Source organism: Pseudomonas sp. ADAK13, from assembly GCF_012935715.1.
In the GTDB taxonomy this organism is placed as follows: Bacteria; Pseudomonadota; Gammaproteobacteria; order Pseudomonadales; family Pseudomonadaceae; genus Aquipseudomonas.
The window spans coordinates 7,105,544-7,120,913 of the sequence record NZ_CP052860.1 but is presented as its reverse complement, the minus strand read 5'-3'; the positions used below and the strand labels follow the sequence as shown (position 1 = coordinate 7,120,913).

Sequence of the window (15,370 nt, the reverse complement as noted above, 5' to 3'; positions counted from 1 at the left end):
TCATTTCAGGTGATATCGATGCAGGGCGGTTTCGACGTGTTCTGCTTCGATACACCCGTCATCCGCCAGTGCCTTCAACGCCAGCGTGGCAATCCAGTAACGACTCGGTGCTGACGCCTCCACCGAGCCCGCACCCAACGCCACAAAGCGTGCATCCACATGCGCCGCCAGCTGATCGACGATTGGCTGCGGGTAGCCCGTGACCGCGATCACCGGCGCGTCATTGCCTCCAAGGTAATCCCGCAGATGGCAGCTGCGCTTCGGTGCCAACGGGTGCAGGCGGTTCCAGCGCTGCACCGCCTGCGCCTCGCGGGCCAGCCGTGTATAGCTGGGGCAACTCCACAGTTGCGCCTCGACGCCCCAATCCGTCTCGAGCAACTGCGCGGCGTGCACGACTTCTTCAAACGCTCGACCCGCCCCCAGCAACCGCACCCTCAATTCACTCGTGTATGAGCGCCGGACCCGGTACATGCCCCTGAGCGCATGGTCACTCTCCTGCGGGCTCAACCCTGGCCCTTCGTGTTGATCGTGCAGTGCCAGGTAGTAAAACCCCGGCTCGCCGTCGACATAGAGCGCCTGCAAACCCGCCAGCACAATTGCCCGGGCCTCCTCGCCGGAGGCCGGGTCATAAGGTGTGCAGTGAGGATTGCTGGCCAGCCATAAGGGCAGTGAAGGGGAGGGCTGGGTTGCATTGTCGTTGCAGAGGATGCCCCGCTGGCGGGTCTCGCCGGACAGCGCCCGCAACTGCGCCGACGAAGCGGCCGTGTGCAGATACAGCAGCGGTTTTTCCCCGGTATTGCGCGCGAACCAGGTGGGCCAACTCACCACGCGGCGGGAGCGCGACTGACCGCGAATCACCCACGCCTGCCGGCTGGACTCCAGGGTGTTGGCCATGCTCATCACGCTGTAGAGGGGTGAGCAGCGGGGCTGCTGCGCGGCGTTCAAGGCGTCGATACAGATCAGGGCGGAGCGTTCGGTGGCGGCAGTCATGGGCTGGGTCGCTTGGCAACGGATGCCCCACCCTAATGTATTCTTGCTTATGATTGCAATTGCAATGATTGCAGTTGCATCTAAAATTCCTCCGGCTAAATCCAGCCAACACTGCTACGTTTAATCTTGAAGTGCAGGAACGTCATGCCCCGGACATTTTTTCGTCATGACGGCACTTTAGGCTGGTTGTGCAGGTCACTAGGCAACCCCTTTTCATAAAACAAGGAGTCAACAATGGACGATTACCAGGAAGAACTGCTCGAGTACCACGCCTTTGAACTGGATCCGCTGGATCCGGCCGATGATGCCACCGAGCTGTAAGACAGACGTCAGGCGGAATGCCGCTGACTGCGGCGAAATTCCCCTGGGGTCTGGCTGTTCCAGCGCTTGAAGGCCCGTTGAAAGGCTTCCGCTGAAGCAAAACCGAGCAAATAGGCAATTTCACCGAACGCCAGTTCGGTATCGCGAATGTAGGTCATGGCCAGGTCGCGGCGAGTGTCGTTGAGAATCGCCCGGAACTGAGTCCCTTCTTCCGCCAGCTTGCGCCGCAAGGTCCAGGTCGGCAGTTTCAAACGAGCCGCCACTTCTTCCAGGTCGGGTTCCCGGCCACCGTTGAGCATCGGCCCGAGCAACCGGGTAATGCGCTCGCGCAGGCTGCGGGTGCGCGTCAACTGCTCCAATTCCCGTTCACACAACTGCACCAGCAATTGCCAGGTACTCGGGCAATGTTCCGGGTTGCGCAGCGCCAGGGTCTGCTGGCTCAGGCGCAGTTGATTGTGCTCGGCGCCGAACTGGATCGGGCAGTCCCCCAGCACGCTGTAGCGCTCGCTGTAGTCGGGGGCCTGGAACTCGATTTCGATACGCTGCGCCTGCACCGGTTGCGCACTCAGGCTCGACAATTGATGCAGCCAGCCGGCGATGATCGAGTCCACCACAAACCGGTTGTACGCGTTGTACGGGCTGATGGAATAGAAGCGCAACCAGGCGCCGTCGGCATCCTCGTGAAAGCTTGATTGGCCGCGATAGTTGGAGCCGTACAAGGCTTCGAAGCGCGTCAGGGTGCGGGCGGCTTCGCGCACGGTGGGCGCCTGGGCCGCGGTAACACCGGCGAGACCCGCCTGGCTCAAGCGGCTGAGTTGGCCCATGCGCAGGCCCAGGCTGGCGTCGCCGGTCAACTGGATGGCCGCAAAGCCAAGGCGCATATAGCGCGGGATCGACAAGCGCGCACCAGCCTCGGCCAGGCGTGCCGGGTCAAGGCCGTATTGCAGCAGCAACGGTTGCGGGTCCAGGCCATGGCTGTGGATCGCATCGGCCAAGGTGTGGACGAAGCCCACCGACAAATCCCCCAGCCGCACCGGCTTCATCGTCTTACAGCCACACGTTCAGCAGGCGCGCGCCATGGGCATTGCCGTCGGCAAACACCTGGCCGTTGCTGCTGAGGAAACTTTGCCCGGCGCTGCCCATGTCAAAGAACTGCCCGCGCAGGAACACGCTCATGCCGGCGGTGGCCTGGCTGATGGGTTGCTGGCTGATCAGGGTCAAGCGGTGCCAGGCTTCGCCTTCGCTGAGTTCTTCGGGCTTGAGGCTGATCTCCGGCGGGGTCGACACGCTTTTGAAGCCGCGCCACGGCTTGTCCCAGGTCTCGCGGCCAATCACGAACGCCGGCACCGCGACCAATTGCGCCCCTTGCTCGTTGAGCTTGCGGTAGTTGTCGGGGTACCAGCTGTCGCTGCCGATCAGGATGCCCAGGCGCCCGGCTGGCGTGTCGACCACGCTGACGGTGTTTTCGTCACCCGGTTCGATAAAGCCGCGCTCGTCGAAAATCGGATACAGCTGGCGTTGCGGCTGGCCCACCGGCAAGCCATCGCGATCAAACACCACGCTGGTGTTGTACAGCGCGCCATGGCCGATTTGCAGTTGGCCCTGGCTCACGCTCGGGTTGGGCAGGGCAATGGAGCCGGCCACCAGGGTCACGCCGAACTCCTTGGCCAGGCCGCCAAACAGCACCTGATAGTCACGGGCCATGGTCGGGGCTTTCATGCGCAGGTAGGCGTCGTCGATGCGGTCATCACCCTTGGCGCTGATCAGCGCCCGCAGGAACAGCAGCGGGTTGCTCGCCGACAACCAGTTCATCGCCTCCTTGAGATTGGTGGCCTGATACAGCTCGTTCTTTTCCCCGCCGACCATCAGCCAGGTGCCGATATGTTCCGGCAGTACCACGATGGTCTTGTCGTTGACCAGGCCCTGGTCCCGGGCCTTTTGCAGATAGGCCGCGAGTTTCAGGTGCAGGCGTTCCAGGCTCTGATAGTCGGCGGGGAACAGTTCCGGCTGGATACCCAGCAGGTTGCCGCGGTCGGCGGGCACGCCTTCGTCGACAGCCAGGTTGATCCGCAGGTCGGACAGGTAATGGCCCACGGGGCGCTCCTGGGTCCAGACCAGATAGGCGGAAACGGCGGCGACCAGGGCCATGATGAGGGTGAAGGCAAGAAGTTTACGCATGGGGCAAATGACAACGGACCGTGTGCTGGGTTTGCATTTTCTCTCAAATTTCTGGGCAGGGTACGAAAAACCGTGGTTTGGCACGAAAATCTCAAAAGCCTTGAGTGCGTGTTTTCGCCGCGGGCCGGATCTTTCCAGGGTCGACAGTAACGGGTTGTGGCCACAGGTGCACGCGCGCTGGTCAACGCCGTGGGATGTTACTCGTGCGCGCACCAGCTTCTGGCAGATTGTTACTTTGTGCCTCAATACCGTGCGCAAGTTCCTCGCCGAAGTTGATTCGTGCGATGGGTTCGCGGAGGGCTGGCCGCGTAACTCAAGTGTTTCAGCGCTTTACAGGCCTCTCTGTACAACGACGCGTCGAGTTGGCAACAACCTTGCATATGCTTGTATGTACAAGTAAAGATGTGTGCGTAAGAGTCCATGGACATCTTCTTCGCACCCATCATGTTCGCGCATTGATCGTTGAGGATTTTTTTGTGACCAAGCCTACGAAGTACCGTGACGTTGAAATCCGTGCCGCACGCGGCAACACGCTGACCGCCAAAAGCTGGCTGACTGAAGCGCCGCTGCGCATGCTGATGAACAACCTTGACCCGCAGGTTGCCGAAAATCCGAAAGAACTGGTGGTGTACGGCGGCATTGGCCGTGCCGCGCGCAACTGGGAATGCTACGACCAGATCGTCGAAAGCCTGACTCACCTCAATGACGACGAAACCCTGCTGGTGCAGTCCGGCAAACCCGTCGGCGTGTTCAAGACCCACAGCAACGCGCCGCGCGTGCTGATCGCCAACTCCAACCTGGTACCGCACTGGGCGAGCTGGGAGCATTTCAACGAACTGGATGCCAAGGGCCTGGCCATGTACGGCCAGATGACCGCCGGCAGCTGGATCTACATCGGCAGCCAGGGCATCGTGCAGGGCACCTACGAAACCTTCGTCGAAGCCGGTCGCCAGCATTACAACGATGACCTCAAGGGCCGTTGGGTCCTGACTGCCGGCCTCGGCGGCATGGGCGGCGCCCAGCCACTGGCCGCGACCCTGGCCGGTGCCTGCTCGCTGAACATCGAATGCCAGCAGGTCAGCATCGACTTCCGCTTGAACAGCCGTTATGTCGACGAGCAAGCCACCGACCTCGACGACGCCCTGGCGCGCATCGCCAAATACACCAGGGAAGGCCGCGCGATCTCCATCGCCCTGCTGGGCAACGCGGCGGAAATCCTGCCGGAACTGGTCAAGCGCGGCGTGCGCCCGGACATGGTCACCGACCAGACCAGCGCTCACGACCCGCTTAACGGCTACCTGCCCGCCGGCTGGACCTGGGACGAGTACCGCGCCCGCGCCAAGACCGAACCGGCCGAAGTGATCAAGGCCGCCAAGCAGTCGATGGCGGTGCACGTCAAGGCCATGCTTGAGTTCCAGAAACAAGGCATCCCGACGTTCGACTACGGCAACAACATCCGTCAGATGGCGCAAGAAGTGGGCGTGGAAAACGCCTTCGACTTCCCGGGTTTCGTACCGGCCTACATCCGTCCGCTGTTCTGCCGTGGCATCGGCCCGTTCCGTTGGGCTGCGCTGTCGGGCGACCCGCAAGACATCTACAAGACCGACGCCAAAGTCAAAGAGCTGATCCCGGACGACGCCCACCTGCACAACTGGCTGGACATGGCCCGCGAGCGCATCAGCTTCCAGGGCCTGCCGGCGCGTATCTGCTGGGTTGGCCTGGGCCAGCGCGCCAAGCTCGGCCTGGCGTTCAACGAAATGGTGCGCAGCGGCGAGCTGTCGGCACCGGTGGTGATCGGCCGCGACCACCTGGACTCCGGCTCGGTGGCCAGCCCCAACCGTGAAACCGAATCGATGCAGGACGGTTCCGACGCCGTGTCCGACTGGCCACTGCTCAACGCCTTGCTCAACACCGCCAGCGGCGCGACCTGGGTTTCGTTGCACCACGGCGGCGGCGTGGGCATGGGCTTCTCCCAGCACTCGGGCATGGTGATTGTCTGCGACGGTACCGACGAAGCCGCCGAGCGTATCGCCCGCGTGCTGCACAACGACCCGGCGACCGGCGTGATGCGTCATGCGGATGCCGGTTACCAGATCGCGATCGATTGCGCCAAGGAGCAGGGGTTGAACCTGCCGATGTTGTAGGAGCCGAGCTTGCTCGCGAAAGAGTCAGGCAGTTGCACCCTTTGCTTCATGGACGTCGGGCAGGTTGAGACGGATTTCAAGGTTCCGGTGCTTTATGTGTTTTCGGTAGGAGTGACTTGATGAGTCTCATGCAGATGCTCAGTTTTGGCGACACGGGTTGGGGGATGGCCTTGCTCAAGGCCGCCCTCATGACCGTGTTGTTGACCCTTGCGGCGCTGGTGGTCGGTGCGCTGGTCGGCAGCCTGGTGGCCATGGCCAAACTTTCCAAAAAGCGTGCCTTGCGATACCTGGGTGATGCGTATTCCATCCTGTTCCGGGGGATCCCGGAGCTGTTGGTGATCTACCTGTTCTATTTCGGCGGTGCCAGTGTGGTGACGGCCGTCAATCACTGGTTTGGCGGCGAAGGCTATGTCGATGTCCCACCGTTCATGGTGGGGGCCATCGCCGTCGGATTGATCTCGGCGTCGTATCAGGCTGAGGTCTATCGCGGTGCCTTTATCGCGGTGGCCAAGGGTGAGCTTGAGGCGGCACTGGCGATCGGCATGAACCGCGCAACGCGGATTCGCCGGGTGCTGATCCCGCAGATCTGGCGGTATGCGCTGCCGGGCCTGGGCAACGTCTGGCAAATGAGCCTCAAAGACTCCGCGCTGATTTCGGTGATTGGCCTGGTGGAACTGATGCGAGCCAGCCAGGTGGCGGCGGGTTCCACGCGCCAATACTTCACGTTCTACATCGTCGGCGGCGTGTGCTACCTGATTCTGACCGGGCTTTCTGGCCGTCTTTTCAATATTGCCGAAGCGCGCGTACAGCGTACGCAGCGGCGCAATCCTGCACAGTCGTGAGAAGGGACCGTTTGCCATGATCGATTTCGCCTTTCTTGCCGACACCATGCTCAAGTTGCTGGGTGCCTTGCCCATCACCCTGGCCTTGTTTTTTTCGTCCCTGACCCTGGGGTTGCTGCTGTCGCTGGGCGTGGTGTCCATGCGCGTCAGCCGCTGGCCATTCCTCAGCTACCCGGCGCGTTTCTACATCATGCTGTTTCGCGGCACGCCGCTGATGATCCAGATGTTCCTGATCTACTACGGCCTGGGCCAGTTCCCGGCGATTCGCGACAGCTTCCTGTGGGTGGTGTTGAGGTCGCCTTATGGCTGCGCCGTGGTCTCCTTGGCGATGTGCACCGCCGGCTACACCGCTGAAATCATTCGCGGTGGCCTGCTGAGCGTGCCTCAAGGGCAGATCGAAGCGGGGCAGGCAGTGGGCATGGGGCGTTGGACCCTGTTGTGGCGAGTGATCGGCCCGGTCACCTTGCGCCAGGCGCTTCCGGCCTATTCCACCGAGGCCATCTTGCTGGTCAAGTCCACCGCACTGGCCAGCCTGGTCACCGTATGGGACGTCACCGGCGTGGCGCAACAAATCATCCAGCGTACCTACCGCACCATGGAAGTGTTCATTTGTGCGGCGCTGATCTACCTGATCCTGAATTTCCTGGTGGTGCGTGTGGTGGCCTGGATTGAACATCGTCTGTCGCCCCACCTGCGTGAGCGGCCGAACGACGTACCGGTCAAGCAAACCCCCGAACCTATTTCTCATTCCTGATTGCAGCGGAGCTTGTCATGAGTACTCACATTCAGAGCGCCCTTTCGGTTAACAACATTCACAAGGCTTTCGGTTCGGCACAGGTTCTCAAGGGGATCTCGCTGGAGGCTCACAAAGGTGACGTGATTTCCATCCTCGGCGCCAGCGGTTCGGGCAAGAGTACCTTCCTGCGCTGTATCAACCTGCTGGAAACCCCGGACGAGGGCAGTATCGTGCTCGACGGCGAAACCATCGAGCTCAAGCGTCAGCGCAATGGTCGGTTGTTGCCTGGCAGTACGCGGCAGGTGGAGACCATGCGCAGCAAGTTGGGCATGGTGTTCCAGAGCTTTAACCTGTGGTCGCATATGACGGTTTTGCAAAATGTCATCGAGGGCCCGATGCGGGTGCTCAAGCGTTCGAAGGCCGAGTGTGTGGAGGAAGCTGAGCAACTGCTGCACAAGGTGGGGCTTTATGACCGCCGTGATTATTACCCAGCGCATTTGTCGGGTGGGCAGCAGCAGCGGGTGGCGATTGCCCGGGCGTTGGCGATGAACCCGCAAGTGATGTTGTTTGATGAGCCGACGTCGGCGCTGGACCCGGAGTTGGTAGGGGAGGTGTTGCGGGTGATGCGGTCGCTGGCCGAGGAAGGGCGGACCATGTTGGTGGTGACCCATGAGATGGGGTTTGCGCGGCATGTGTCGAATCGGGTGGTGTTTATGGCCAATGGGTTGATTGATGCCCAGGGCACGCCGGCGGAGTTGTTTGAGGGGTTGCCGACGGAGCGGTTTCGGCAGTTTGTATCGAGTCATACGCAGCGTAGTGCGGAGTAGTGGTTGGGTGTTGGTTGGGTTTGAGTACATATCCGTTGCTGCGGTAACGGCCGCTTATGGTTTCGCTCTTACAGCGAGTCACTTTGCAAAAGCGGCAAAGTAACCAAAACGCTCTGCCCCGCCTGTCGGCACCTCGCCTAGGCTCGGTGTTCCCTCACTCCGGCATTGCTCCGCGGGCCGCCGCGACGGGGCGTCCCTGCCCCGTCGCGGCTAAACCGGCGTCCTGCCGGTTTACCCGCTCCGCAATACCTGCGTTCGGCCTCGGGCTTATTGGGGCAGTCAGATCAAAATCAAAATCAAAAGCAAGAGCACGGCGGCCTGAAAGCCGACCTGAGTGTTAAAAGCCAGATCAAAAACCAGAGCGAAAGCAGAGCTGCTTTTCTGTAGGAGCTGGCTTGCCGGCGATGCAGACACCTCGGTGCGTCAGGTACACCCAGTAGATGCCATCGCAGGCAAGCCAGCTCCTACAGTGGACCGTGCCCGCTTTAGATTTTGATTTGCTTCTACCACTCAAGCCGGCCTGTAGGCCGCTGTGTTCTTGATCTGCTTTTGATCTTGATCTTAGGCGCCCCGTTAAACCACGCTGGCCGAACGCAGGCTTTGGAGCGTGGGTAACCCGGCAGGACGCCGGGTTAGCCGCGCTGGGCCAAGGATGGCCCATCGCGGCGGCCCACGGTCCAAAGCCGGAGTGAGGGCACACCGAGCCTTAGCGAGGTGCCGAGTGGTGGGGCAAGAGCCTTTTGGTTACTTTTGGGCTCTTTTCAAAAGTGACCCGCTGTAAGAGCGGAACCAATCTCAGCCATCACCCAAATAACGGATATGCCCCCACCCCAACCAAGAGCGCCTCAGGACTTAGGCGTCAGATCCACCTTGAACCATTTTTCGCTGAGTTTCTTAACAGTCCCATCAGCAATCGCTTCTTTCAACGCCGCATCGAACTTGGCCTTCAACTCCGGATCGCTCTTGCGAAAACCCAGGCCCTCGCCATCACCCCAGATAGGGCCTTTGATCTGCGGCCCGGTATACGCCAGCCCCTTGTTCTCAGGCTTGGACATGATCGAATCAAGGAACGTAACGTCATCAAAAATCGCGTCAATACGGCCCGATTGCAGATCAAGAATTGCATCAGCGGACGTGTTGTACTCACGAATCGTCGCCACGTCCTTGAAGTTCTCATCAATGAACTTGGTGTAAATGATGCCTGAAGCGATCCCGATGGTTTTACCCTTCAGCGCCTGACGCAACGGCTCAATCGCATCGTGAATCGCCTTCGGATCAGCACTCAGCGTAATCGCATTCGCCGCCCCGGTTTTACCCGGCAGCAACGCCGCATCCTGCGCGACAAAGTTGGCCGGCGTCTGCGCGTAGGGAATCGAGAAATCCATGACCTGCTTACGGTCGTCAGTGATAACGATCGCATCCATCAACACATCAAACTTCCCTGCGTTGAGACTGGCAATCATGCCATCCCAGTTCTGCACGGTGATCTTGCACTGCAGCTTCATCTTGGCGCACAGGTAGTCCATCAGCTCAGGCTCGAAACCACTGATCTTCCCGCCTGGCAATGTCAGGTTCCAGGGCTCGTACGCGCCCTCGGTCGCGATGTTCACGGACGTCCAGTCCTTTGCCTGCAGTCCGGAAGCACTTGCCATCACTAAGGTCGCTACAGCAACAGAGCCTAACCAATTCGATTTTTTAGCGGTCATTTCTATTTCCTACCAATGTTTTGATGTGGGCTTAGGACTTTTTCTCGAACGCATACAGGTTTGGGGACTGGTCGATTCGCTCTCCAGTCTGCACATGACTCCACATGTACATACATGTCATTGCAAAATATTTGCCAGCTTTTACAAATAAATAACCTGTTGATTTTTAAAAGAAATTAAACAGAGGTAGAAACTCCGCGCTATTTTGTCGCCCTGTTTTGGGTCGATAGGTAGCGTTTTGCACCCGCCCGTGCGCTGTCAGGCGTCGGCGGTGAGTATCGGCGTGAAGCCCAGATGATCTAGCAGTCGCGCCATATCGCGGACTGCGATCGACAGAGTCGCGGTATTCACCAGCGGATGGCAGAGAATCCTGTCCCCGTTCCACACCTCTTCGGCGATCACAACCTGGGTGGCGCGCTGCACGTCATTGCACAACCCCAGCAATGACACCGCCCCCGGCTCCACGCCCAGGGTTTCCATCAGGCGGCGCGGCGAGGCGAATCTCAAGCCCTTGAGGCCAAGGGTCTGCGAGAGTGCGCGCAGGTCCAGGCGCTGGTCGCTCTTGAGCACCACCAGGGTGGGATTCAAGCCTTTGGCATCGCACAGGAAGATGTTCTTGACCGCCTGCCCGCTAATCCCGATGTCCAGTTTGTCGGCTTCTTCGCAGGTGCGCACGGCGCTGTGTTCCACGTATTCGTAGGTAATGGAGCAGGTGTCGAGCAGGTGTAGAACGTCTGTGGGTTGAAGCATCGGCAAGGTCCCCGGTATCGCGTTGTCTGCGCCGAAAATGCCAAAGGCCCGCCGTCCAAAAAGGAGGGCAGGCCGTTTGACGGCGTGGTTGTCAGTTCAGGTGATGGGCCACCAGGTCGTTGATTTTCCCGCTGCGCACCTGGTCAATCACACTGGCCATGTCAGCGTAAAACGCGCGGTCGTTGTCCGCCACCGGCACTTCACTGCGCACCAGGTCATAGACAGCCTTGGTGGCGGTCGATGCCTTGTTCACGTCGTGGAAATCCAGGGCCTGGCACGCGACCAGCACTTCGATGGCCACCACCGACTGGAGTTTTTGCGAGACTTTGTAGGCCTTGATCACCGCGTTGTAGGCCAGGCTGACCGGGTCTTCCTGGTTGCCGCAGGTCGAGACGCTGTCGATCGACGACGGCATCGACAGGGTTTTCATCTCGGCGTACAGCCCGGCGGCGGTGTACTGGACAATCATGTAGCCGCTGTTCAGGCCCGGGTTGCGCACCAGGAAGGCCGGCATTTCGCTGAAGTGCGAGTTGATCATGCGGTCGGTGCGGCGCTCGGAAATCTTCGCCAGGTTGGTCAGCGCCACACACAGAGTGTCGGCCGAAATACCGATGTAAGTGCCGTCGAAGTTGGCGCCGGAAATCGCGATACCATCACCGTCGTCCAGCGGGAAAATCACCGGGTTGTCGCCCGAGGAATTGATTTCGCGCTCGATGGTTTCCCGCGCGTAATTGATGAACTGCCGGGAAGCACCGTGCACTTGGGGGATGGCACGCAGGCTGTAGACGTCCTGCAGGCGATAATCGATATTTTCTTCGATGAGCTGGCTGTCGTGCAGGATGGCCTTGATGTTGGCGGCGGTTGCGGCCTGTTCAGGGTGGGCCTTGATCGAGTGGTAGCGCGGGTCGAACGCGCGGATGGTGCCCTTGAGCGCCTCCAGCGACATGGCCGCCGCCACGTCCGCGAGGTCGGCGGCCTGCATGGCGTTGTACAGCGCCAGCGTCGCGATGGCGGTCACCGACGTGGTGCCGTTCAACATCGCCAGGCCTTCCTTGCACTGCAGGTCGGTCGGTTGCAGGCCGACCTGTTGCAGGGCGGTTGCGCCATCCACCAGTGCACCGCCCTTGACGCTGGCCCGGCCTTCGCCGAGCAGCACCAGGGCCAGGTGGCCTTCTACCGCGAGGTAACCTACCGAGCCTTCGCCCGGCGCAAAGGGCACCACGTCGTGGTTTAGCAGGCCGGCGATCAGTTCCAGCAGTTCCAGGCGCACCCCGGAGTAGCCTTTGCCCAGGCTGATCAACACCATCAACTGGATCGCACGCACCTGTTCACGCACCAGCGGCTCACCGACGGAAACAGCGTGGGAACGCACGATATTGACCTGCAGTTCCTTGGCGTTTTCCGGCGAGATGACGTGCCGCACGTTGTCGCCAAAGCCTGTGGTCACGCCGTACACCAAACGGTTTTCATCGAGGAATCGCTCGATCAACCCACGGGACTTTTTAACCCGATTCTTGTAACTGTCGGCAAACGAAACAGTGGCTGAATAGCGGGCGATCGCCACGAACTCTTCGATGCTGGGTTCTCTGTCGCCTAACACGACATGGGTGATTTGTTCAGGCAGGGTTTTCATCAGTGACTCCAGCTGGGCGCAACGCAATGGGTTGGAAAGTGGTTTCACTCTACGGGTTGCACTGACTGAAGAAAATATGGGGTTTTCTGTTACTTTTAGTAGAAAATCTAAACTACTGAAGTCGCGAGATTCCCCCCATGAGCCGTTTACCGCCGTTGCGCGCGTTGCAAGTGTTTGAAGTGGTGGGCCACTGCGCCGGTATCTCCCAGGCGGCGATTCGCCTGGAGATCTCGGTGGGCGCTGTCAGCCAGCAAATGAAACTGCTCGAAGAGGCTCTGGGCATGAAGCTGACGCTCAAGGACGGCCAGCGCCTGCGCTTGAACAGCGTCGGCGAACGCCTGCATGCCCGTTGCACCGCGGCGTTCGAAGAACTCAGGCTGGCGGTGGCCGAGGCTGAGCGGGCGAAAAATCCCAACAACCTGTATGTCAGTTGCCTGCCTTCGCTGATGACCAAATGGCTGTCGCCGCTGATCGACGAATGGGGGCAGGACGAAACTGATCTGGACATCTACCTGGACAGCACCCTCGATGATGCATCGGGGGAGGAAAGTGCCGACTTTCGCATCGGTTATGGCGAGCACCCCGAGCATGCCGGGCATAGCGTGCCGCTGTTCCGCGATTGTGTGGTGCCCACCTGTTCACCGCAGTTGCTGGAACGGGTTGCGTCCGCGCGGGACTTGCTCGATTACCGGCTGATCGGCATCGACTCGCGGCCCAAATTCGATTCGCCGCCTTCGTGGACCCAATGGTTCAGCGAGCTGGAAGGGCAAACCGGCCAGCCCATCGTGATCCGCCGTAATTATTCGTCATCGATTACCGCGATCCAGGCGGCCATCGATGGGCAAGGCATCGTGCTGGCGCAGTTCTCAATGATCGCCGGGGACCTGCGGGCCGGTCGGCTGGTGATTCCCTGGCGGTTCGCCGTGCCGCTGGCGGCGCCGTACTACCTGAGTTGGCACCCCAATACGCTGCATAAACAACAGTGCCGCGGGTTTCAACGCTGGATGATCGGGCAGGGGCAAAAACAGGAGAAGATTACCGCTGCCATGCTTTCTGCTGCGCACTTTGATCATTAAGTTGTCACTTACGGTCATTGAGCGTCAGCCGGCGGACTCTTAGTCTGTGGGACATAAACCGATGGAGTGCCATTCGAGCGCTCCACGTCCCGTGATGATCCGTTGTGGAGCTGTACCATGACCGCTGCTGCCTACCCGCACCTGCTGGCCCCGTTGGACCTGGGTTTTACCACCCTGCGTAACCGCACCCTGATGGGCTCGATGCACACCGGCCTTGAAGAGAAACCCGGCGGCTTCGAGCGCATGGCAGCCTATTTTGCCGAGCGTGCCCGTGGCGGCGTGGGCCTGATGGTCACCGGCGGCATTGGCCCGAACGATGAAGGCGGGGTGTATGGCGGTGCAGCCAAGCTGACCACCGACGAAGAAGCACAAAAGCACAAGATCGTCACCCAGGCGGTGCACGAGGCGGGCGGCAAGATCTGCATGCAGATTCTCCACGCCGGCCGTTATGCCTACAGCCCGAAGCAGGTAGCACCGAGCGCGATCCAGGCGCCGATCAACCCGTTCAAGCCCAAAGAGCTGGACGAAGAAGGCATCGAAAAACAGATCAATGATTTCGTCACCTGCTCGCTGCTGGCCCAGGTCGCCGAGTACGACGGCGTGGAAATCATGGGGTCGGAAGGCTACTTCATTAACCAGTTCCTCGCCGCCCACACCAACCACCGCACCGACCGTTGGGGCGGCAGCTACGAAAACCGCATGCGCCTGCCGGTGGAAATCGTGCGTCGGGTGCGTGACGCGGTAGGCCCGAACTTCATCATCATCTTCCGTCTGTCGATGCTCGACCTGGTGGAAGGCGGCAGCACCTGGGAAGAGATCGTGCAGTTGGCCAAGGCCATCGAGCAGGCCGGTGCGACCCTCATCAATACCGGCATCGGCTGGCACGAAGCACGCATTCCGACCATCGCCACCAAGGTGCCGCGTGGTGCGTTCAGCAAGGTCACCGCGAAGTTGCGCGGCGCGGTGCAGATCCCGCTGATCACCACCAACCGCATCAACACCCCGGAAATCGCCGAGCAGATCCTGGCCGAAGGCGATGCCGACATGGTCTCGATGGCTCGCCCATTCCTCGCCGACCCGGACTTCGTCAACAAGGCTGCCGAAGGCCGCGCCGATGAGATCAACACCTGCATCGGCTGCAACCAGGCCTGCCTGGACCACACGTTCGGCGGCAAGCTGACCACCTGCCTGGTCAACCCGCGTGCGTGCTACGAGACCGAGCTCAACTACTTGCCGGTCAAGCAGATCAAGAAAATCGCCGTGGTCGGTGCCGGTCCTGCGGGCCTGGCGGCGGCCACCGTTGCCGCCGAGCGCGGACACCAGGTGACCCTGTTCGATTCGGCCAGCGAGATTGGTGGCCAGTTCAACATCGCCAAACGCGTGCCGGGCAAGGAAGAGTTCTTCGAAACCCTGCGCTACTTCAAGCGCAAGTTGCAGACCACCCATGTCGAGCTGTGCCTGAACACCCGGGTCGACGTTGAGCAACTGGTGGCGGGCGGTTACGACGAAATCATCCTGGCCACCGGCATTGCGCCGCGTACACCGGCAATTCCCGGCGTGGAAAACGCCAAGGTGCTGAGTTACCTGGACGTGATTCTGGAGCGCAAGCCGGTGGGCCATCGCGTGGCCGTGATCGGTGCGGGCGGTATCGGGTTTGACGTGTCGGAATTCCTCGTGCACCAGGGCGTGTCCACCAGCCTGGACCGCGAGGCGTTCTGGAAAGAGTGGGGCATCGACACCCACCTGGAAGCCCGCGGTGGTGTGGCCGGGATCAAGCCCGAGCGCCATGCGCCGGCGCGTGAAGTGTTCCTGTTGCAGCGCAAGGCTTCCAAGGTTGGCGACGGCCTGGGCAAGACCACCGGCTGGATCCACCGCACGGGCTTGAAGAACAAGCAGGTGCAGATGCTCAACAGCGTCGAGTACCTGAAGATCGATGATGAAGGCTTGCACATCCGCATCGGCGCCGAGGGTGAACCGAAGGTGCTGGCGGTGGACAACATCGTGATCTGCGCCGGCCAGGACCCGCTGCGGGAGCTGCAGGACGGCCTGGTGGCGGCCGGGCAGAACGTGCACCTGATCGGCGGTGCCGATGTGGCGGCCGAGCTGGATGCCAAGCGCGCCATCAACCAGGGTTCGCGCCTGGCGGCCGAGCTGTAAAAAGCCCCAA

At 60.7% G+C, this 15,370-nt stretch carries 12 protein-coding genes; 6 read left to right on the top strand and 6 right to left on the bottom strand.

The annotated features are described in order from the left end of the window. The 3 genes from HKK54_RS32810 to HKK54_RS32800 all read right to left on the bottom strand — a co-directional run bounded on the left by HKK54_RS32810 (position 1) and on the right by HKK54_RS32800 (position 3,489). Positions 1-990: a transketolase-like TK C-terminal-containing protein gene (locus HKK54_RS32810; protein WP_169389157.1), complete on the bottom strand. Its 990-nt coding sequence runs from the start codon at positions 988-990 to the stop codon at positions 1-3. Between the two features lie 329 nt (positions 991-1,319). Next, a complete protein-coding gene (locus HKK54_RS32805) occupies positions 1,320-2,354 on the bottom strand; it encodes an AraC family transcriptional regulator (protein ID WP_010166867.1) in 1,035 nt (344 codons plus the stop codon). Positions 2,355-2,358: 4 nt separating this feature from the next. Next, a complete protein-coding gene (locus HKK54_RS32800; RefSeq protein WP_169389156.1) occupies positions 2,359-3,489 on the bottom strand; it encodes a carbon-nitrogen hydrolase family protein in 1,131 nt (376 codons plus the stop codon). 476 nt (positions 3,490-3,965) lie between these two features. Between HKK54_RS32800 and hutU the strand changes: the two genes are divergently transcribed. From hutU to HKK54_RS32780, 4 genes are all read left to right on the top strand, one after another. Beyond that, positions 3,966-5,633, top strand: coding sequence for a urocanate hydratase (hutU, locus tag HKK54_RS32795; protein WP_169389155.1), 1,668 nt, complete (start codon positions 3,966-3,968; stop codon positions 5,631-5,633). 119 nt (positions 5,634-5,752) lie between these two features. Beyond that, the gene (locus tag HKK54_RS32790; protein WP_003220032.1) at positions 5,753-6,475 is read left to right on the top strand and encodes an ABC transporter permease; all 723 of its coding nucleotides are present in this window, start codon (positions 5,753-5,755) and stop codon (positions 6,473-6,475) included. Positions 6,476-6,491: 16 nt separating this feature from the next. Then, complete coding sequence (locus HKK54_RS32785; protein WP_088426180.1) at positions 6,492-7,229, top strand: ABC transporter permease; 738 nt, start codon at positions 6,492-6,494, stop codon at positions 7,227-7,229. 17 nt (positions 7,230-7,246) lie between these two features. Beyond that, positions 7,247-8,038, top strand: a complete 792-nt coding sequence (locus HKK54_RS32780) for an ABC transporter ATP-binding protein (protein ID WP_010166871.1) — start codon at positions 7,247-7,249, stop codon at positions 8,036-8,038. Positions 8,039-8,883: 845 nt separating this feature from the next. On the opposite strand, the gene HKK54_RS32775 is transcribed toward HKK54_RS32780, so the two are convergent. From HKK54_RS32775 to HKK54_RS32765, 3 genes are all read right to left on the bottom strand, one after another. Next, a complete protein-coding gene (locus HKK54_RS32775) occupies positions 8,884-9,648 on the bottom strand; it encodes a transporter substrate-binding domain-containing protein (protein WP_003212408.1) in 765 nt (254 codons plus the stop codon). Positions 9,649-10,002: 354 nt separating this feature from the next. Next, a complete protein-coding gene (locus HKK54_RS32770) occupies positions 10,003-10,494 on the bottom strand; it encodes a prolyl-tRNA synthetase associated domain-containing protein (RefSeq protein WP_169389154.1) in 492 nt (163 codons plus the stop codon). Between the two features lie 91 nt (positions 10,495-10,585). Beyond that, positions 10,586-12,127, bottom strand: a complete 1,542-nt coding sequence (locus HKK54_RS32765; protein WP_010166877.1) for an HAL/PAL/TAL family ammonia-lyase — start codon at positions 12,125-12,127, stop codon at positions 10,586-10,588. A gap of 137 nt (positions 12,128-12,264) precedes the next feature. Between HKK54_RS32765 and HKK54_RS32760 the strand changes: the two genes are divergently transcribed. Then, positions 12,265-13,203, top strand: coding sequence for a LysR substrate-binding domain-containing protein (locus tag HKK54_RS32760; RefSeq protein ID WP_169389153.1), 939 nt, complete (start codon positions 12,265-12,267; stop codon positions 13,201-13,203). A gap of 117 nt (positions 13,204-13,320) precedes the next feature. Further along, positions 13,321-15,360: an NADPH-dependent 2,4-dienoyl-CoA reductase gene (locus HKK54_RS32755; protein ID WP_169389152.1), complete on the top strand. Its 2,040-nt coding sequence runs from the start codon at positions 13,321-13,323 to the stop codon at positions 15,358-15,360. Positions 15,361-15,370: the final 10 nt, after the last annotated feature.